Source organism: Streptomyces sp. NPDC006510 (assembly GCF_040611955.1).
Taxonomy (GTDB): Bacteria; Actinomycetota; Actinomycetes; order Streptomycetales; family Streptomycetaceae; genus Streptomyces.
In genome coordinates this window covers 59,308-79,118 of record NZ_JBEXPH010000013.1, presented here as the reverse complement: position 1 = coordinate 79,118, position 19,811 = coordinate 59,308, and the positions used below count along the sequence as shown (strand labels likewise).

General features: G+C 68.6%; 15 protein-coding genes and 2 pseudogenes. 9 read left to right on the top strand and 8 right to left on the bottom strand.

Going from position 1 to position 19,811, the window contains the following annotated elements:
* Positions 1 to 23 precede the first annotated feature (23 nt).
* Positions 24 to 503: a GNAT family N-acetyltransferase gene (locus tag ABZY11_RS07000; RefSeq protein ID WP_356478118.1), complete on the bottom strand. Its 480-nt coding sequence runs from the start codon at positions 501 to 503 to the stop codon at positions 24 to 26.
* A gap of 50 nt (positions 504 to 553) precedes the next feature.
* On the opposite strand from ABZY11_RS07000, the gene ABZY11_RS06995 reads away from it, so the two are divergent.
* A complete protein-coding gene (locus ABZY11_RS06995; protein ID WP_356478117.1) occupies positions 554 to 1,369 on the top strand; it encodes an exodeoxyribonuclease III in 816 nt (271 codons plus the stop codon).
* Between the two features lie 98 nt (positions 1,370 to 1,467).
* On the opposite strand, the gene ABZY11_RS06990 is transcribed toward ABZY11_RS06995, so the two are convergent.
* Positions 1,468 to 2,127 carry a MerR family transcriptional regulator gene (locus ABZY11_RS06990; protein ID WP_356478124.1) on the bottom strand — a complete coding sequence of 220 codons (660 nt, stop codon included), beginning with the start codon at positions 2,125 to 2,127 and terminating at the stop codon, positions 1,468 to 1,470.
* A gap of 235 nt (positions 2,128 to 2,362) precedes the next feature.
* On the opposite strand from ABZY11_RS06990, the gene ABZY11_RS06985 reads away from it, so the two are divergent.
* The 4 genes from ABZY11_RS06985 (at position 2,363) to ABZY11_RS06970 (ending at position 6,128) form a co-directional block, all read left to right on the top strand.
* A complete protein-coding gene (locus tag ABZY11_RS06985) occupies positions 2,363 to 3,895 on the top strand; it encodes an NAD(P)/FAD-dependent oxidoreductase (protein ID WP_356478116.1) in 1,533 nt (510 codons plus the stop codon).
* On the top strand, positions 3,892 to 4,911 hold the full coding sequence (locus ABZY11_RS06980) for an alpha/beta fold hydrolase (RefSeq protein WP_356478115.1): 1,020 nt from the start codon (positions 3,892 to 3,894) through the stop codon (positions 4,909 to 4,911). Before ABZY11_RS06985 ends, ABZY11_RS06980 begins: the two co-directional genes overlap by 4 nt.
* Positions 4,908 to 5,801: an SDR family oxidoreductase gene (locus ABZY11_RS06975; RefSeq protein ID WP_356478114.1), complete on the top strand. Its 894-nt coding sequence runs from the start codon at positions 4,908 to 4,910 to the stop codon at positions 5,799 to 5,801. Before ABZY11_RS06980 ends, ABZY11_RS06975 begins: the two co-directional genes overlap by 4 nt.
* An 84-nt stretch (positions 5,802 to 5,885) precedes the next feature.
* Positions 5,886 to 6,128: a hypothetical protein gene (locus ABZY11_RS06970; RefSeq protein WP_356478113.1), complete on the top strand. Its 243-nt coding sequence runs from the start codon at positions 5,886 to 5,888 to the stop codon at positions 6,126 to 6,128.
* 357 nt (positions 6,129 to 6,485) lie between these two features.
* Here the strand turns inward: ABZY11_RS06970 and ABZY11_RS06965 are convergent, their stop codons facing one another.
* The 4 genes and pseudogenes from ABZY11_RS06965 to ABZY11_RS06950 all read right to left on the bottom strand — a co-directional run.
* Positions 6,486 to 7,589, bottom strand: a complete 1,104-nt coding sequence (locus ABZY11_RS06965; protein WP_356478112.1) for a M20 family metallopeptidase — start codon at positions 7,587 to 7,589, stop codon at positions 6,486 to 6,488.
* A gap of 260 nt (positions 7,590 to 7,849) precedes the next feature.
* Positions 7,850 to 7,936: pseudogene (locus ABZY11_RS06960) on the bottom strand (site-specific integrase); the annotation flags it as partial.
* Entirely contained in the window at positions 7,933 to 8,274 is a 342-nt protein-coding gene (locus ABZY11_RS06955) for a hypothetical protein (protein ID WP_356478125.1), read from the bottom strand. The gene ABZY11_RS06955 and the pseudogene ABZY11_RS06960, both read right to left, overlap by 4 nt.
* A gap of 116 nt (positions 8,275 to 8,390) precedes the next feature.
* Positions 8,391 to 8,553: pseudogene (locus tag ABZY11_RS06950) on the bottom strand (IS1380 family transposase); the annotation flags it as partial.
* 251 nt (positions 8,554 to 8,804) lie between these two features.
* On the opposite strand from ABZY11_RS06950, the gene ABZY11_RS06945 reads away from it, so the two are divergent.
* Positions 8,805 to 9,140, top strand: coding sequence for a DUF4333 domain-containing protein (locus ABZY11_RS06945; protein ID WP_356478111.1), 336 nt, complete (start codon positions 8,805 to 8,807; stop codon positions 9,138 to 9,140).
* Between the two features lie 29 nt (positions 9,141 to 9,169).
* On the opposite strand, the gene ABZY11_RS06940 is transcribed toward ABZY11_RS06945, so the two are convergent.
* Both ABZY11_RS06940 and ABZY11_RS06935 read right to left on the bottom strand, forming a co-directional pair.
* Positions 9,170 to 10,453 (bottom strand): NAD(P)/FAD-dependent oxidoreductase, encoded by a 1,284-nt coding sequence (locus ABZY11_RS06940; RefSeq protein WP_356478110.1) that lies wholly within the window; start codon positions 10,451 to 10,453, stop codon positions 9,170 to 9,172.
* A 114-nt stretch (positions 10,454 to 10,567) separates the two neighbouring features.
* Complete coding sequence (locus ABZY11_RS06935; protein ID WP_356478109.1) at positions 10,568 to 11,770, bottom strand: hypothetical protein; 1,203 nt, start codon at positions 11,768 to 11,770, stop codon at positions 10,568 to 10,570.
* Between the two features lie 353 nt (positions 11,771 to 12,123).
* Here ABZY11_RS06935 and ABZY11_RS06930 point away from each other — a divergent pair, with 353 nt between their 5' ends.
* The 3 genes from ABZY11_RS06930 to ABZY11_RS06920 are packed head-to-tail and all read left to right on the top strand — an operon-like array spanning position 12,124 to position 19,701.
* Positions 12,124 to 17,907, top strand: coding sequence for an IPT/TIG domain-containing protein (locus ABZY11_RS06930; protein WP_356478108.1), 5,784 nt, complete (start codon positions 12,124 to 12,126; stop codon positions 17,905 to 17,907).
* 20 nt (positions 17,908 to 17,927) lie between these two features.
* The gene (locus ABZY11_RS06925) at positions 17,928 to 19,256 is read left to right on the top strand and encodes an RHS repeat-associated core domain-containing protein (RefSeq protein ID WP_356478107.1); all 1,329 of its coding nucleotides are present in this window, start codon (positions 17,928 to 17,930) and stop codon (positions 19,254 to 19,256) included.
* A complete protein-coding gene (locus tag ABZY11_RS06920; RefSeq protein WP_356478106.1) occupies positions 19,237 to 19,701 on the top strand; it encodes a hypothetical protein in 465 nt (154 codons plus the stop codon). Before ABZY11_RS06925 ends, ABZY11_RS06920 begins: the two co-directional genes overlap by 20 nt.
* Positions 19,702 to 19,811: the final 110 nt, after the last annotated feature.

Sequence of the window (19,811 nt, the reverse complement as noted above, 5' to 3'; positions counted from 1 at the left end):
GGCCATCGCCACCACCGGGCCCGCTACCGCAGCGGCTTCGCGAAGCAGCGGCTGCTCCCGTACATGCGGTAGTGGCCGAACTTCTCGCACGGGACGTAGCCGCTGGACGTGTACAGCGCGATCGCCTCGGGCTGCTTGTCCCCGGTCTCCAGCACCATGCGGACCCGGCCCGCCGCCCGTGCGTCGTCCTCCAGGGCGGCCAGGATGCGGCGGGCCAGTCCGTTGCCGCGGCCCTCGGGTATCACGAACATCCGCTTGAGCTCGGCGTCGCCGTCCGAGTAACCCTCGTCGTTCCGCTCCTGGGAGCGCCAGCCGCCGGTGGCGACGGGGCGGTCGAGCGCATCGTAGGCAAGCAGATACAGACCGTTCGGGGGCTCGAACATCGAGGGGTCGAGCGGTGTGACATCGCCCTCGTCCCCGTATCGCTCGGCGTATTCGAGCTGCACCTGGTCGTTGAGTTTGACGGCGTCGGGGTGGTCGAAGGGCCGAGGGTGGATATTCATGCGAGGAATGGTACATGTATGCGATGGGTGAATGTCGGTATCGTGCCGGAATGCTGACTGTGACCACCGCCAATGTCAACGGGCTCCGTGCCGCCGCCAAGAAGGGTTTCGTCGAGTGGCTGGCCCGGACCGAAGCCGATGTGATCTGCCTCCAGGAGGTACGGGCCGAGCCGCAGCAGCTGCCCGACGAGGTGCGTGACCCCGAGGGCTGGCACACCGTGCACGCACCGGCCGCCGCCAAGGGGCGGGCCGGTGTCTCCCTCTACACGCGGCGCGCGCCCGAGCGTGTGCAGATCGGGTTCGGCGGTTTCGGGGACGCCGGGAGCGAGGAGTTCGACGCGAGCGGACGCTACGTCGAGATCGACCTGCCGGGGGTCACGGTCGCGAGCCTGTATCTGCCCTCCGGCGAGGTCGGGACCGAGAAGCAGGAGGAGAAGGAGCGGTTCATGGCCGCGTTCCTCCCGTATCTGAAGGGTCTGAAGAAGCGGGCCGCGGCTGACGGTCGCGAGGTGGTGGTCTGCGGCGACTGGAACATCGCCCACCGGGAGGCCGACCTGAAGAACTGGAAGGCCAACAAGAAGAACTCCGGCTTCCTCCCCGAGGAGCGGGAGTGGCTGACCCGGGTCTTCGACGAGGCCGAGTACGTCGATGTCGTACGGGCACTGCACCCCGACCAGGAGGGGCCGTACTCGTGGTGGTCCTACCGCGGGCGGGCTTTCGACAACGACACCGGCTGGCGCATCGACTACCAGGTGGCGACGCCGGGGCTGGCCGGGCGCGCGGTGAAGGGCTGGGTCGAGCGGGCCGCGACGCACGCCGAGCGGTGGAGCGACCACGCACCCGTGACGGTGGTCTTCGAACGGTAGAGCGTGTGAAGCGCGGGGCGTACGGGGTCGCCTGAGGCGGGCAGCATTTCGGTGTGCGATCGACAATGCCGTCCCGGCCGGCCCCGCGTGACCGCCCGTCAGGGGGCGGGGTTCCGCGGCGGCTCTTCGGTGTTCTCGCGGCGCAGCCGCCGGTCCAGGGCCATGGAGAGCTCGGCGTCCATCACCGCGCGGGCCAGCGGCCGGAGTTGGGGCGGTTCGGGGTCGTCGGTGTGGTTCCCCTGGCTCTCCAGGACGCCCACGAAGAGTTCGGCGAGCGCGTCGGCGTGCTCGCGGACGCGGCGGCCGGCCGCGAGCACCGTGGCGAGCGGCACCCCTTCGCGTACCAGCTCGGACGACACCTCCAGCAGGCGGCGGCTGATGTGGACGATCTCGTCGCCGTCGGTGGCGAGATAGCCCAGTTCGAGGGCGGCGGCCAGGTTCTCCGGGGTGGTCTCGCCCTCGAAATAGTCCGCGAGCTGCTCGGGTGTGAGGTGTACCGGCGTCTCCTCGGTCGGCTCGCCCAGGCCCAGCACCTCGGCGACATCGCGGCCGCTCTCGAAGGTGCGGGCGAGATCGGCGATGCCGGTGAGGGTGTGGCCGCGCTCCAGCAGGCCGGTGATGGTGCGCAGCCGGGCCAGGTGGTGGTCGTCGTACCAGGCGATGCGCCCCTCGCGGCGGGGCGGCGAGATCAGCCCGCGCTCCCGGTAGAAGCGCACGGTCCGCACCGGGATGCCGGCCTCCTTGGCCAGCTCCTCCATGCGGTATTCGCGGTGTACGGGTCCGTCAGCCACCCCCGCACCCTACCGGCCTCCCCCGTGGCAGGGAGCGGGCTCCCGGCGCCATGCGCTCTCTGCCGCAGGGGAGGCCGCATGTTGTACCGCCGGTAACTTTCCCTTGCCGTACCCCTACCCATCGGTACGGAGCTGCTCTACTCTCCCAACAATGCCAGTGATTGCTGGCAGAGTCGTGTGACGTACCGCGGGAGGCGGCAGCATGGCCCAGCACGAGCACGTACGAGTGGCGGTGATCGGATCCGGATTCGGGGGCCTCGGGGCCGCGGTCCGGCTGCGCCGCGAAGGCATCACGGACTTCGTCGTCCTGGAGCGGGCCGACTCCGTCGGCGGCACCTGGCGCGACAACAGCTATCCGGGCTGCGCCTGCGACGTACCGTCCCACCTCTACTCGTTCTCGTTCGCACCCAACCCCGAGTGGCCGCGCACCTTCTCCGGGCAGGAGCACATCCGCGCCTACCTGGAGCATGTCGCGGACACCTTCGGGCTGCGCCCGCACATCAGGCTGGGCCATGAAGTAGCGGTCATGCGCTGGGACCGCGAGGAGTTGCACTGGGCCATCGGGACGGCCAACGGGGCCGCCTTCACCGCCGACTTCGTCGTCTCCGCGAGCGGTCCGCTCTCCGACCCGAGGACGCCGGACATCCCCGGTCTCGCCGACTTCCCCGGCAAGGTCTTCCACTCGGCCCGCTGGGACCACGACGCCGACCTGACCGGCAAGCGCGTCGCCGTGATCGGTACCGGCGCCTCCGCCATCCAGATCGTGCCCGCGATCCAGCCGAAGGCCGGCAGTCTGACGCTCTTCCAGCGCACCCCGCCCTGGGTCATGCCGCGCATGGACCGGAAGATCAGCGGCGCCGAACGCTGGCTGCACCGCGCACTGCCCATCACCGGCACCGCGCGCCGCGGACTGCTCTGGGGCATACGGGAGTTGCAGGTCAGCGCCTTCACCAAGCACCCGGGCGAGCTGGGCCTGGTCGAGAAGATAGCCAAGGCCAACATGGCGAAGTCCATCAAGGACCCCGAGCTGCGGGCCAAGCTGACCCCCTCGTACCGCATCGGCTGCAAGCGCATCCTGCTCTCCAGCGCCTACTACCCGGCGCTCGCCCGGCCCAATGTGGACGTGATCGCCTCCGGCCTGGCCGAGGTGCGCGGCTCCACGCTCGTCGCCTCCGACGGTACGGAGACCGAGGCCGACGCGATCATCTTCGGCACCGGCTTCCACGTCACCGACATGCCGATCGCCGAGCGGGTGGTGGGCGCGGACGGCATCACGCTCGCCGAGTCCTGGAAGGACGGCATGCAGGCGCTGCGCGGCGCCAGCGCCGCGGGCTTCCCCAACTTCATGACGGTCATCGGCCCCAACACCGGGCTCGGGAACTCCTCGATGATCCTCGTGATCGAGTCCCAGCTGAACTACATGGCCGACTACCTGCGCCAGCTGAACGTGCTGGGCGGACGCGTCGCACTCGACGCGCGGACCTCGGCGGTCGGGGCCTGGAACCGCCGCGTCCAGGAGCGGATGAAGCGCACCGTGTGGAACACCGGCGGCTGCAACAGCTGGTACCTGGACGCCAACGGGCGCAACACCACGGTCTGGCCCGGCACTACTGCTGAGTTCCGCAAGGTCACGCGGTCGGTCGACCTCTCGGAGTACGAGGTCGTACGGATACCGAAGCGGGCCGCCGCCGGGGAATCCGTCGGGAAGGCCGTCGCCGAGGAGGTCGTGCGATGAGCCGGCTGCTGCGGCGCGACGGCGCCCCACCGCTCCCCGCGCGTGAGCTGATCGCCCGCTCCGCCGACGGTGCCCGCATCAATGTCGAGGTGCACGGGCGGGACGGGGCCCCCGCCGTGGTCCTCGCGCACGGCTGGACGTGCAGCACCCGCTTCTGGGACGCACAGATCAGGGACCTCGCGGTGGACCACCGGGTCGTCGTCTACGACCAGCGGGGGCACGGCGGTTCGCCCGCCGTGAGCCGCGAGGGATACAGCACGGACGCCCTCGCCGACGACCTCCAGGCAGTGCTGGCCGCCACCCTCGGACCGGGTGAGAAGGCCGTGCTCGCCGGGCACTCCATGGGCGGCATGACGATCATGGCCGCCGCGCACCGGGCCGGAGTGCGTGAGCGTGCGGCGGCCGTACTGCTGTGCAGCACCGGCAGTTCGCGGCTGGCCGCCGAGTCGGTGGTGGTGCCGATGCGGGCCGGGGCGGTACGGACCCGGCTGACCCGCGCGATCCTCGTGGCGTCGGCCCCGCTGGGGCCGGTCACGCCGATTACCCGGTGGGTGCTCAAGTACGCCACGATGGGAGCGGGGTCGGCCCCGGAGCGCGTCGAGACCTGTGCCCGGATCGTGCACGCGTGCCCGCGGGCGGCCAGGGCCGCCTGGGGACATGTCCTCGCGGACCTCGATCTCGACGCGGGCGTACGGGAGTTGCGGGTGCCCACGGCGGTGATCGCGGGTACGGAGGACCGGCTGACCCCGCTCGGGCACGCACGGGCGATCGCGGCCGCGCTGCCGGACGGTCTGGGGCTCACCGAACTGACGGGCATGGGCCACATGACACCGGTGGAAGCGCCGGAGGCGGTCACGGCGAAGATCCGGGAGCTCGTCACGGCGTACCTCCCGGCGGGCACCGCACGCGCGGGAGCGGGCGCGGACGCAGGCAAGGGCGCAGGCACGGACGCAGGCAAGGGCGCAGGCAAGGGCGCAGGCACGGACGGAACGGCCGAGAAGGAGGAGATCGCATGAGTGACCGGCGGAGTCTCGAAGGACAGGTCGTCGTCGTCACGGGCGCGGCGCGCGGCGTGGGCGAGTTGCTGGCCCGCAAGCTCTCGGCGCGCGGCGCGAAGCTCGCGCTGGTCGGCCTGGAGCCGGACGAGTTGAAGAAGGTCTCCGAGCGGCTGCACTCGGAGAGCGACCACTGGTTCGCGGACGTCACCGACCACGGGGCGATGGCGCGCGTCGCCCAGGAGGTCAAGGAGCGGTTCGGGAAGGTCGACGTCGTCGTCGCCAACGCCGGGGTCGCCGCGGGAGGGCCGTTCGTCGACTCGGACCCCGAGGCGTGGCGCCGGGTCATCGAGGTCAACCTGATAGGCGGCGCGGTGACCGGGCGGGCGTTCCTGCCGGTGCTGATGGAGAGCCGCGGCTACTTCCTCCAGATCGCCTCGCTCGCGGCGATGACACCGGCGCCGATGATGACCGCGTACTGCGCGTCCAAGTCGGGCGTGGAGGCGTTCGCGCACAGCCTGCGGGCCGAGGTCGGCTACCGCGGGGTGAAGGTCGGGGTCGGCTACCTCTCCTGGACCGACACGGACATGGTGCGGGGCGCCGACCAGGACGACGTGATGCGGGAACTGCGGCAGCGGCTGCCCTGGCCGGCGAACCGCACATACCCGCTGGGCCCCGCGGTCGACCGGATCGTGGCCGGCATCGAGCGTCGCTCCCCGCATGTGTACGCCCAGTGGTGGCTGCGCGGGATGCAGTCCGTACGGGGCTGCCTGCCCTCGCTGATAGGGGTCGTCGGGCAGCGGGAGGTCCGTAGGTTCGGGTCGCGGCTGGACGGCGTGAGCAAGGGACTGGTGGGCGCCGGGGGCGCCGCCGACCAGGACGCGAGGGCGGCGACTACGCAGCGTAAGTGATCGACATGCGGTGGGTGTCGGGGCCTGCGACGCTGATCGAGGTCCTCACGGACCGCCCCCAAGCACCCACTAGGAGTGAACAGCATGGGTATCGCAGACCAGTTCAAGGACAAGGCGCAGGAGCTCGCCGACCAGGCGAAGAAGAAGGCCGGCGAGGGCCGCAGCGAGGGCCAGGAGCGGACGCGCACCCAGGGCCAGGAGCGGATGAGCCCCGAGGGTCGCCAGCGGACGCAGGACGCGTCCGAGCGGGCCTCGAAGGGCTCGCAGCAAGGCCGCGACCGGGCCCGGGACGCCGCGGAGGACCTCCGCGAGCGCCGCGACCGCTGACGGGCCTTCGCGTTTCCGCGCGTTGTCTGTTGAAGGGCGTGTCCGGGAGACCGGGCACGCCCTTTCGGCGTGGGTGCGCGGTACGGCGGCGCGGGGGACCGGAATCCGATCTGCCGGATTCGTCCCGCCGTCCCGCCGTCCCACCGCGCCGTCACCGTGGGCGGCGGCGTCCCTGCGGTGCGCGCCCCCCGGCGCGACGACTGCACCTCCTGGTCTTGATCCTGGCCCTGCGGCGGCTGGTCGGGCCGTCCGGCGTCCTTGGTGCGGGCCCGTTCGGCGACCTTGCACAGCACGATGAGCCGCGTCGGCTCCGTACCGCAGAGGTTTCGTGTCGGAGCGACGCTCGTCAAGGCCGCTTCAGCTGGTCGTGTGAGCAATGAGCTGAGCGAGCAGACGGGTGCGGGGGGCCATCTGCGCGACCTCGACGTACTCGGTGTCCGCGTGCGGGCCGGCGCCCACGGCGCCCAGGCCGTCCAGCGTCGGACAGCCCGCCGCCGCGGTGTAGTTGCCGTCCGAGGCGCCGCCGACGGCGAGCCCGCGCAGCGGTTCCTGGCCCAGTTCCTCGGCGAGCCGGGAGGCGAGGGCGAACAGTTCGGCGGAGGACTCCGGTTCCATGGGCGGCCGTTGCCTGCCGCCCAGCACCTCCAGCCGGGCTCCGGGCGTCCGGGCGGTGAGCCCCCGCATGAGTTCGTCGACCCGGTCCTGCGCCGCCTGGGTCGGTACGCGCGCGTCCACCGACACCCGCGCCAGCGCGGGCACCGTGTTGCGCGCACTGCCGGCCGACAGCAGGGTGGGCGTGACGGTCGCGAAGCCCAGGGCGGATGGGGCAGCACCGACAACACCCGTCGAGGCCCCGAGGTCGGCGATGGACAAGACCTGGTGAGCGGCCTCGATCGCGGCGTTGACCCCCTTCTGCGGTTCCTGACCCGCGTGCGCGGCGCGGCCGTGCACCACGACCTCGTACCGCGAAGTGCCCTTGCGGGCGATCTTGAGCGCACCCCCCTCGTCCGCGGACGCCTCCAGCACAAAGGCGGCCGCGCATCCCCGCGCGGATTCCTCGATCAGCTGCCGGGAGGTCGCGGAGCCGACTTCCTCGTCCCCGTTGACCAGAACGCACACCCCGTCCGGGGAGGGCAGGGAGGCCAGCGCATGGATCATCTGCACCAGGCCCGCCTTCATGTCCAGGACCCCGGGGCCGCGGGCAATCCCGTCGGCCACCGACCAGGGGTGGTCCTGGAGCGAGCCCATCGGCCACACCGTGTCGTGGTGTCCCAGCAGCAGGACCCGCGGGGTGCCGAAGGTCCACCGCAGATGGGTCACACCGTCGATCACGATCGTCTCGGGCCCGGCTCCCAGCAGCCTCGTCCCGAGGGCGCCGACCACCTCGGCGCTGCGCGCCACCGCCGCGTGGTCGGCCGAGAAGGACTCGCAGAGCACGAGTTCCTCCAGATCGGCCAGCATCGCCGGCAACGTGAGCGCGGACCCCCGGGTCACCGGTCCCGCCCCATCTCAACTCCCTGTCGGAACAGCACACTTCCCCCTCGGATCTCATGGGCCACGGGAGCGGCGGAGCCCAATCCCTCCGCAGCACCGCCGCGTGAACGACGTTAGGGCGGGGCAAGGCATTCCACCAGCGACTGGATTGCATGGGATCTATGCGCCCGAGGAATGTGTTGGGGGAAGAGGGTGATGGTCGGAAGAGGATGGTGCGGGCGCGAGCAGCTGGTGACCTCGGTGATCGCCCCCGAGGAGGGACGGAAGTACTTCCGCACGTTCTCGGGCTTCTCGTGCCGGGACTTGGACGTCAGGCTCTGAGCAGGGCGCGCAGTTCGTCGGCCGCGTCCGTGGCGTCGAGCAGCCGGATGCCGTCGGGGAGCAGGATCAGACCGCCCCCGTAGGCCCGTGCCGCGATCCGTGCCTGCTCCCAGATCAGGACGATCTGAAGAATGACCGCCTGGTAGGCGTGATGGGCATCGCTTCTGCGGGGCTTCCCGAACCGGCGGTGGATCTCTTTGTCCAACCGGTTCCGGGCTTGCTCGCGCCCCAGTCCGACACCCGTGAACGTCACCACGAACGTGCTGGCGGCGAGAGGGAGGATCTCCTCGCCGAGCAACGCCTCGGCACCAGTTGCTGAGCTCTGACTCATGAACGGCACGATACCGACAAGTGTGTGGGTGCAGACCGAACACCGGGTCAGGATCCGGCGAAGGCCGCCCGTGTCAGCGGGGCTCACCGAAACCCGGATACACACGCGGTTTGCCGAAGGCCGTGGTGTCCGAAGGCCTTCTTCCAGGTTGCGGTGGCATCCTGCTTTTCGGAGCGGGCCCTCCGCAAGGGCCTTCGCCCCGGCCGGGGCGAAGGCGTCGACGAGGCGGGAGACCGTCGGGGCGGAGGCCACCGGCCCGAACACGCCCGGCTCGGTCCTGGACGCCCTGTGTGACAACCTCAGCTCCATCGAGGACCTCGGCGACGTCCACGCCGCCGACCTCTTCCGCGTGATCCGACGGGTCCGGGCGGCAGCACTCCGTAACGGAGCTGTCCGCGCCCACGACGTCATCCGGACGCTGTTGGTCGTAGCCAGTCGGCGTGACCCATGTGGCCAAGACGCAGAGGGAATTGCTGCCGATCACGGAAGGGCACTTGTCTCTACGGTCGTTGGGCCGGTAGGAACCATGCGTGACCGATCAAGGGAAGTTCGCGCGCTTTCTCATAGCGCTCTCGTCCGTCATCGTCGCCGGGTGCGTTCTCACCGTGACGATCAAGGTGATGAACATCGATACCGAAGCGATGTACCCGCCGCGACTGCTGGACCAGGAAGCGGTGGAACGGCAGGCTGCCGAGACCGCGCGGGGGCCGAAGAACGTGTCCAGGGACGGAGTGGAATGTCCGGCGGCCATGGAGGCCAAGGAGGGCAACAAGTTCGACTGCAGGGTTCGGGTTGGTGACAACGACAAGACCGTCACGGTCGAAGTCATCGACGACCAGGGCAGACTCAGCATGGACGCGTCCTGACCCTGTCCCGCCGAACGTGGCCCGTCGTTTCACGCCCCTGTGTGTGATGGGCGCGCGGGTGGCACGGCCGCCCCGCGATGCTTGACGTTGACGGCCAGAGCCTTGGCCAGTGCCACGGGGTTCAGGAAACGCAGCGGACCGATCAGGCGGGCTGCGAACAGGTACATGTGCCGCGCCAGCGAGGCGTCGCGCGCTGCCGCCGAGAACATCAGCCGTTCCATGGGGTTGAACGGGCGGGCCTTGGCGTAGTCGGCGGCCAGGTACTGGTGACCGCTCAGCCGGCGCCGGTGTCTGCGCGCGTACGCCGCGAGCGACCTGGCGAGGTCGCCGCGGCCGGTCACGGCCGGTGCGACCGCCTCGGCCAGCCATTGCGCGGTCTGCAGGGCCCACCCGCATCCCACTCCCCACAGCGGGTCGCTGGTCAGGGCGGCGTCGCCGATGAGTGCGACGCCCGGTGCGGTCGGCCTGCGGCTGTGGAGCGGGTGGTCGACCGTGCCGATGATCTTCGTTATGCGTTCGGCGGAGTCGATGGGCGGTGCCTCGGGCAGAGCGCGGACGAATTCGAGGAAGCTGCCCTCCAGGTCTTCCCGGAAGGCCGGCAGCCGCTTCTTGTCCGGGAGCACCGCGAGGACCGTCACTCCGTCGTCGTTCGGGAACGCGTACGCCATGTCGGGTTCCAGGAACCAGGTCTGGCCGATCCCGCCGGGCAGCGGAAGGTTGCGGAAGTGCGCGAGATAGCCGAAGCGTGCGTTCTCGTGCACCCGGGCAGGCACCCCGGCGAGCTTCGCGACGGCCGAGTCCTTGCCGTCGGCGCCGACCACCAGGCGGGCCCGGATCTCGCGCTCGCCCTGCGGTGTCGACGCACGCACCCCCACGGTTCGCCCGGCTTCGCGGACCAGCCCGGTCACCCGGTGACCGAGGAGCACCTCGACGCCGGGGGTCTCCACCGCACGGGACCTGATCAACGGGTCGAGGACGCTGCGCCGGATGTTGTACCCGTGCGGCAGCTCGGGGCCCCCTGGCGCGGCCTTCGGTTCGATCCATCCCCAACGGGTGTACCAGCGGGCCGCGTTGCTCATGGCTCCGGCCTTTTCGAGGGCGGGGACGAGGCCGAGTCCGTCCAGCACCGGGTGGGCGTTGGCCGTGATGGAGTGGGTGCAGAGCACCTTGTACGCCTCGGGGTCCGAGCGGCGTTCCAGCAGCGCGACGCGGACGCCGCGGCGAGCGAGCAGGATCGCCGCGGCGCTGCCGGCGAGACCGGATCCGCTGATGACGACGTCGTAGTCGTATCCGGCGCTCTCGGGCTTGGTCATGCGCTGATCGTCCCCTTCGGAGTGTGCCGTTCGTGGGAGCGGTGCAGTGCCCCTGCTGTCAGGCGCATGACGAAGTGTAGGGAGACGAAGAACCGAAAGGCTGGTGATCGGGCGTTACGGAGGCCCGGAACCGAGCAACGTAAAAGCCCCGTACACCCCCGACGCGAGCGCCGCCACACCCACGGCCACCGCCGGGAGCATCCGCCGCCGGGCGCCCGCCAGGGCCGCCGCGGCCGGCAGCAGCAACGGGAACGCGGGCATCATCAGCCGGGGCCTGGAGCCGAAGTAGCCGGACCCGATCAACGAGATCACGACCACCACGACGCAGTAGGTGATCACGGGCAGCGGTTGGCGCGGCCGTTGCCGTACGCACAGCCACACCACCCAGAACAGGAAGGCGAAGGCCGCGCACAGTCCGAGCCCCGCGAAGACGTTGCGGCCGAACTGTTCCACCACGAACGCGGCCAGCGCCGCCCCTCCGTCGATCCGGTTGTTCCAGTCCGCCTGGACGTCGAAGTACGCGAACGGGTGCCCCTCGCGCACGGCCACGAAGGCGATGTACGACAGCCAGCCCAGCGGCGCCAGACAGGCACCCACCACCATCCGTCGGTGTGTCCGGAGCGGTTCGCCTCCGCGCCATGCGGTGAACAGCCGCCATATCGCCGTGACGCCGATCGCCGCGATCAGCGCGGCCGCGACCGGCCGGGTGAGCCCGGCGCCGACGCACAACACCCCCGCCGTGATCCACCTGTCGGTCAGAACGGCGTACAACGCCCAGGCCGCCAGCGCCGTGAACAGCGTCTCGGTGTACGCCATGGACTGCACGAACGCCGTCGGGTACACCCCCCAGAGCACGGCCAGCAGCACTCCCGCCCGGCGCCCGTACAGCCGCGCGCCCACGGCGAAGATGCCACCGGCGGCGGCGAGCGAGGCGAGCCACGAGACCAACAGGCCCGCGCCGGCCACGCCGAGGGGCGGGATCAGGGCGGACAACCCTCGCTCCAGCGCGGGCAGGAGCGGGAAGAAGGCCAGGTCGGAATGGAAGGTGCCGTCCGGGAGCCGGACCTCGTAGCCGTATCCGTGTTCGGCGATCCGCTGGTACCAGACCGAGTCCCAGCGGCCTGCCAGCCGGTGCATTCCGTCCTTGCCGGTGGCGGAGGCGGCGATCAGGAGGATCGCGATGCCGGTGATCCGTACGCCAACGTAGCCCAGGAGCGCGGGCGCGGCGTAGCGGAGCGAGACGGCCGACGGACGGGACGCGGAACCCGGCCGCGGGGCGGCAGCCCGGGAGAGGGGGACGGACTTGATCTCGGGCATGCCGGAAGTATCGCGCGCCGACGGTCGCCGGGCCGCACCGGCCTCGACGCGGGCGGCCCGGCTCCGGCGATCACGCCTTCACGCTACGAGGGGAGGAACACCGGCCACCCGTCGCCTTCGAGATCGACGAGTGGGCGGGTGACATTGCGCCACAGGGCGACGACATCAAACAGGTCGTTTTCTTCTCCCTGCCCGACGCCCCGCAACGCTGGTGTGGATGTGCTGTGTTGGCGCGATCTCGTCTCTTTCGGTTCTCTGGTGACAGTTTGTGTGTACTTTGTGACCGCTCGCATGGGAAGTGTGGGTGTCGTGAGTCATTCGTGGCTCATGAGGGGGCCCTGGGGAGGGGCGGCGTGCGCACGCGCGGCGAACGGTTCGGAACAGGTGTGTCCGCACGCCGACGGGCATTCACGGTGGGGTTGCTGGGACTGGCCTTATCGGTAGGGCTGGTACCTGCAGAGGCGGCTCCAACCGCCCCCTCGTCGGGAGTGTCCACGCGGACCCAGGGCAGCACCCTCGACGACTCGACGCCAGTTGGCAGCCCGGCGGGTCCGACTGCACCCGCGGCCGCCGAACCGACCACGAACAACGCGGTGTACGCCTACGACGCGGCATCCCGCCTCGTCGGTGTCACGGACCCGGACGGTGAGACCGCCCGCTACCACTACGACGCGGCGGGCAACCGCCTCGGTGTGGACCGTTTCGCGTCGAGCTCCCTGTCGGTTCTCTCCCTGGTTCCTGTTCGTGCCGCGTCGAGCGAGAGCGTCACCCTTTCCGGCACGGGGTTCTCGACAACAGAGGCATCCAACACGGTCTCGTTCGGAACGAAGACCGCTGCGGTCACGTCGGCGTCGGCCACCCGGCTGGTGGTGACCGTTCCCGAAGGCGCGGCCAAGGGCCCGGTCTCGGTAGCGGTCGGCAGCGGCAGCGCAACATCGACGGAGACCTTCGCTCCGGCCCAGGGCAAGCCCGTCGTCACCTCGTATGCGCCGACCTCCGGGCCGCCGGGGACAGAAGTGGTGCTCTCCGGGTCCGATTTCGCGTCCGCAGCGACGGACAACGTCGTCCGCTTCAACGGCGGCAGGATCGCAGAGGTCGTCGAACGCACTGACACGGCTCTGACGGTGAAGGTCCCCGCAGGCGCCAAGGCAGGGCGGATCACGATCGAGACCCCTGACGGTCAGGAGGTGGCTCCCGACTACTTCGATGTTCCCCTGGAGGGAAACGAGTTCGAGACAACTGTCGGTACGTCGCCGACCGATGAGAACCCGCCCTCGGTCTCGATCTCGGCCTCCGACAAGAGAGCCCGTGTGCTGATCGATGCCGATGCAGGCGACTCCCTGAGCTTCCACCTCTCCGGCTCGACGTTCAAGGGCGACCTGCGGTTGCGGATGGTCTCTCCCCAGGACGTCGAGCTCGATGACGTCCGGGTGAGTCCCGGCAAACTCTTCGACTGGGATCTCACCGACCTGCCGGTCTCCGGAACGTATTCCCTGGTCATCGAGCCGTACAGCTCAAGCACGGGGCCGGGGACCATCACGGTCACCGCGTCTCTGCCCCTGGAGGCCGACCGGCTCTCGCCGACCGACGCGACGCCTGCCGAGGTCAGCCTCAACAGGCCGGGACAACTCGCGAAAGCCACCTTCGAGGCCCAGAAAGGCGACGACCTCTCGATCGGTGCGCTCGACAGCGCCTTCAGCGGTGGGGCCCACATCACGGTGCAGGCACCGTCCGGTGGGCCTGTCGGCCTGGGGGCCTACGTTCTCGCCGGAGCCTCCACGACCATCGAGTTGGGGAACCTGACGGAGACGGGAACCTATACCGTCACCGTCAACCCCGACCCGGGGGCCGCAGGAACACTGGGACTTCTGCTGTCGGCCGACATCAAGGTCTCCCTCTCACCGGACGCGGCGTCCGTACCGGTGGTGGTGGCGCGCCGGGGGCAACGGGTGCAAGCGGAGTTCACCGCCCCACCCGGCAGAATCGTGGGACTCGGCGTCACCGACGTGACCATCCCGACGAATTCGCCCCTCCAGGCGCGGGACGCCGACGGGAATCTCGTCGGCGGGTACGGAACCGTCACCGCGAACAGCGGCGGCAGTCTGCACTTGAACGACCTGATCGCTGGAGACGACTACGTAGTGGTGCTCCAGCCGCAGTCGGCCTCCGCCGGATCGGTGAAGCTCTGGCTCTCGACTCCGGTGACAGCCGCCCCCCTCACCACCAGCAGCCCCAGCACACAAACGGAACTGACACGACCGGGTCAGCAGCTCATCGTTCCCGTCCTCGCCGCGGACAACAGCGGGATCTCGGTCGTCCTGTCCGGACCGAACGCGATGCAGGGCGGCAGCATCGCAAGAGCCACCCCCGACGGCCAGGTCGTGAAAGGCGCCGGATACATCGGTGGAACATCGAGAGAGGGCGGAGTGGCTCTTCCCACGCCCCTGCCCGAGGGAACACATCTGCTTCTGGTCCAGCCCCTGCGCACAACCGCGGGCACCGTGACCGCATCGCGGGTGGCCGGGGTGAACGCCGGAACGCCGACGCTGGGCGGTGCCAAGCAGACGGCGACGATCTCCCAGCCGTACGTGCACGCCTACTTCACCTTCACGGTCGAGTCGGAGAACGGGGCCGAACCCGACCTCGAGATCGAGGCGCCGTCACCGTTCGACTGGATGGCGACGCTGATCGGTTCAGCGGGGGAGAAACGAGGCTTTGCCTACCTGCCCCAATCGACTCTCTCGGCATCCTTCGGTTTCCTCGCCCCGGGCACGTACACGTTGGTGGTCGAGCCGATAGGCCCGTCGACCGGTCAGATCACTCTCGGCCTCAAGGACGGATCCGCCGCCGCGGCGAGCAGCGGTGATGGCACGAGCGGTGCGGCGGGGATCGTTCCCGTGGGGGCGGATGCTTGGCAGCCGGGCAAGCAGCAGAAGGCCGGCCGGGACTGGGTGACAGGCCGCGGCGACGGGCCGAAAGCTCCCCGGAAACTTCGTTCGCCCCCGGGCAGGACGGCGTTGACCGGTCATGTGTTGAAGCTGGACGGGAAACCCTTGGCGAAGGTCACCGTCTCCGTCGGCGACAAGACGGCCAGAACCGACTCCCGCGGCAGATTCCTGCTGGCCGGCATCAGTCCCGACGCGAAGACCCTGGTGGTCGACGGTTCGACGGCCAACACGAGGAAGCGGCAGTACGGCCGCTTCGACATACACATCGGTCCGAAGCGCGGCCAGAGCGTCGACCTCGGGTTCCCGGTCTGGATGACGACCCTCGACACCAGGAACACGGTGAGCTTCGCCGCCCCGGCGAAGTCCGACGTCGTGCTGAGGACCCCGAAGATTCCTGGGCTCGAAGTCCGCATCCCCAAGGGTTCGGTGGTCCGGGACGAGAAGGGCAAGCCGGTCACGGAGTTGGGGATCACGGCCATACCCATCGACCGGCCGCCGTTCCCGCTGCCCGAGAACAGCGTCGTGCCGGTGTACTTCACCGTGCAGCCGGGCGGCACATACGTCTTTCCCAAGGGCGCGCAGGTCATCTATCCGAACTACACACGCGAAGCCCCCGGCACCCGCGTGGAGTTCATGGACTACGACCCGAAGAAGAAGGGTTGGTACGTCTACGGGCACGGGAAGGTGTCCGAGGACGGCCGTCAGGTCGTGCCCGATGCCAAGACACGGGTCTGGGCCTTTCACGGCGCGATGTTCAACATCCCCGACTGGCTTCCCTGGGACCTGCCGTGGGTGAAGGACGCCTTCGACTGGCTGTCCGGCGACCCCGTCGACCTGTCCACCGGAATGCTCACCGACTCGCGTACCGACCTGGCCGTGTCCGACTCCCGCGGCTCGGCCGAAATCACCCGGACCTACTGGCAGGGCGACACACGGACCCGCGCCTTCGGTATCGGACGCGACCTCTCCTACAACGTCTTCCTGCACTCGAAGAAACAGTACGAACAGGTCGACCTGTATTTGCCCGGCGGCCAGTCAGTCCCCTTTGTGCGCACTTCAGCTGGCACGGGCTACGCCGACGCGGTCTTCGAACCCTCCGGAACCCCGTCCGGATTCCACGGCTCGAAGATTGTGTGGGACGACGGAGCGTGGCACATGAAGTTCCGTGACGGCACTACCTGGATCTTTCCTCAGTACGCACCTCTGAAGGAGATCCGGGACCGACACGGCAACACCGTTCAGCTGACCCGAGCCGGCAACAAGGGCGAGATCACGCAGATCTCCACCCCCGGTGGCCGCTGGATCTCCCTCGCCTACGACACCAAGAAGCGCGTTTCATCAATCCGGGACAACGCGGGCCGCACGACCGAATACACCTACGACACCACCGGACGCCTGGAAACCGTCAAGGACCCGGCAAACAAGATCAGCCGCTACACATACGACGGCACGTCCAACCGCATCAACACAGCAGTGGACGCCCGCGGCATCACCTACATGTCCAATGTCTATGAGAGCGGACGGGTCAAGGAACAGACGCTCACCGAAGGCGCCAAGTACACCTTCGCGTACACGCTGACCGGCGCGGGCAAGGTGACCTCCACAACGGTCACGCAGCCCGGAGGGTCCCTGAGGCGGGTCGAATTCGACGCCGACGGCTTCGGAGTCAAGGACACCCAGGCCCACGGCAGCACCCTGGCCCGCACCACCCAGTACCACCGGGGGCCACACCACCGCGTGGACGCGGTCACCGACCCGTACGGCCGCCGCACCGAACTCACCTACGACGCCAACGGGTACATCACCCGCACCACCGAGCTCGCAGGCACGCCACAGGCACGCCAGTCCGGCACCGCGGTCTACGACGGTCCGTACGACCAGCCCACCGCCCTCACCGATCCATTGGGCAACACCACCACCCTCGGTTACGACGCCGTGGGCGACCTGCGGAAGATAACCGACCCCGAGAAAAGGGAGACCACTCTCACCTACACCTCTGACGGGCAGGTGAAGACGGTGACCGACGCCTCCGAAGCGGTGACCGAATACACCTACCTGAACGGCGAGATGGTGTCGGTCAAGGACGCGGAGGGCCGCACCAGCGGCCAGTTCCTCGACGCGGCAGGACGGCCGTCCGCTCTGACCGACGCGGCAGGATCCCTCACGACTCTCACCTACGACTCTCTCAACCAGACTCGCAGGATCACCGATCCGCTCGGCCAGACCACTGCCCTGGATTACGACGAGAACGGCAACCTGACCACCCTCACCGACGCCCGCCAGAACACCACCATCTGGGCGTACGACAACGCCGACCGGGCCAAGTCGGCGAAGGATCCGCTGGGAGCACAGGCGCTGTTCGCCTATGACGCCGCAGGCAACCTGGCGAAGGTGACCAGCCGCTCGGGCCAGGTCGCCACAGCCGAGTACGACCTGCTGGGACGGGCGAAGAACACCAAATACGGCTTGAACGTCGCCGGCACGGCCGAATCCACCGTCACCTACGCCTACGACGCGGTCGACCTGCCGAAGACGATCACAGACACCCAGGCGGGGACCCAGACCTTCGAATACGACGAGTACGACCGACCGAAGACAGTCACCGGCCCCACCGGCACGGTCGCCTACGTCCACGACGCGGCGGATCGACGCAAGGAGATGACCGCAGCCGGGAAAACCACGTTCTACGGCTACGACACCTCAAGCATCCTCACCTCCGTCACCTCCGGCGACCAAGCGGTCACCTTCGGCCTGGATGCGGTGGGCCGCGAGAAGACCGCCGCACTGCCGGGCGGGATCACCCGTACCACCGCCCTGGACAAGACAGGCACCATCAAGAACATCGGCTACGCCAAGGGCACAGCCGACATCGGTGACCTCTCCTACACAAGGGACGTCCGCGGTCTCCAGACCGGCCTGTCCGGCAGTCTCGCCTCGGTGGCACTGCCGGCGGCAGAGACAGGCGCGGTGTACGGGAAGGACAACCGGCTCACCACCTTCAACGGCCGCTCCTTCACCTATGACGCGGACGGCCGGCTCAAGACCGACGGGAAACGCACCTACACCTGGAACGCACGCGGCCAACTGTCCGGGCTCACTGCCACCGGCGGAGCTTCGAGCCTGTTCACGTACGACGCACTGGGCACACGCGCCACCAAAACCCTCGGTGACACCACCAAAAGTTCCTGACCGACGGCTCCAACCCGCTGGTGGAACAGGACGCCACAGGAGCTGAAACGGCCACGGTCGCGACATCCGGTCTGGACGAGTACCTGACCCGGACCGAGAACAACGCGACGCAGATCTACCTCACCGACGCGCTGGGCACAGTCGTCGGCCTGGCCGACACCGACGGCACGGTCGTCACCCGCTACACCTACGACCCCAACGGCCAGTCCACCACCTCAGGGGCCGCATCCTCCAACCCCCACACCTTCACCGGACGCGAGTCCGATGGAACGGGGCTCCTGCACTACCGCAACCGCTACTACGACCCCGAGACCGGCCGTTTCATCTCCCAGGACCCGATCGGTCACGCGGGCGGGACCAACCTCTACCAGTACGCACTCAGTTCACCCACCACCTACACCGACCCCTCGGGCAACAGCCCACTGCTCGCGGGCTGTGTCTTCGGCGGCCTCTCCGAAGCCGGCCTCGACTGGCTCGGTCAACGCCTGTCGGGCCGCAAAGTCGACTGGGGCCAGGTCGGTACCTCCGCGGCCATGGGCTGCGCAACCGGCATGCTCGGCGCCGGGGGCGCGACCAAGTGGGCATCCCTCGGCAAGTGCCGCAAGGTCGGCAACAGCTTCACCTCGGACACTCCCGTTCTCCTCGCAGACGGCACCCGTAAACCGATCAAGGATGTTCAGATCGGCGACGAGGTCCTGGCCACCGACCCCGAAACCGGCGAAAGCGGCCCCCGTCCGGTCACGGCCCTGATCAAGGGCACAGGTGACAAACAACTGGTCGACATCACCCTCGACACGGGCGCATCCCACTCCCTGACGGCCACAGACGGCCACCCCTTCTGGGTTCCCGCCCTGAACCGCTGGATCGAAGCCGACGAACTCACCGCCGGTCAGTGGCTCCAGACGAGCAGCGGCACCTGGGTACAGATCACTGCAGTCACCCGCCGCACCACATCCACCACGGTCTACAACCTCACCGTCGCGGACTTCCACACGTACTATGCGCTGGCGGGGGCAACTCCGGTCCTTGTGCACAATTGCGGGCCGGATCTCGACAAGCTAGGGGAAGCGGCCAAAAGACCTCTGCGCGGAAATGCTGGCGACTCCGCTGCGTCCCGGGCGTACCAAAAACATATGGGGCGACCGAATACTTCGCTGATACCGCTGGGGTCCGGGAAGGATCGAATCCACGTGTCGCATCATCTGATCGATGACGTTCTCACCAATCCTCGCGCAGCCGTTCAAACGTGGACGCATCCCCAGCATGGTCCGGTCGTTGATTTCCTTCTCCCTGATATCGGTGCCCGATGGAAGGATGGAGGTGGGTTCGTTGGATTCCTGGATCACTGACATCTTGACCAAGTCGCCTGATCTTCTTGCGCAGATTCGCATGCAGGAAGGTGGACTGATCGAGATCTATGTATTGGGTACTGGTGCTGATGAATGGCGCCGCGTGCTTGATGCGATCAGTCGAGGTGTAAACAAATTTTCGATCCTGGATCTTGAGTCAGGCTCTCCTGTCGAAATTTCTGAGGTTCGCTTGAGTGGGGACCCCGGCTGTCGCCTGATCATCCAAATTGCGGGGCAGAATTGGTCGACCGATTTCTATTCTGTGGAGTTTGTCGACTTTCAGGGGGATCCTCGCGACGTTCGTTCGGATGACGACCTGGTCCGCATTATTCACTTCATGTCGCTGCTCAGCGAGGTCACTGGGAAGCGCGCCATCCTGCTTCCGGAAACGATGGTTCCCGAAGAAACCAGCCCGTATCTGACAGTGGACCCACGTCTCGGGTAGCGACCCTGGGGAATCCAAGGGATCTGAAGTTCAGCCCGAATAGACGCACAGCTTGACCTCTCCCAATGCCCGCCGGAATCTTTGGCGGGCTCCTGGGAGGTTTGACGGAA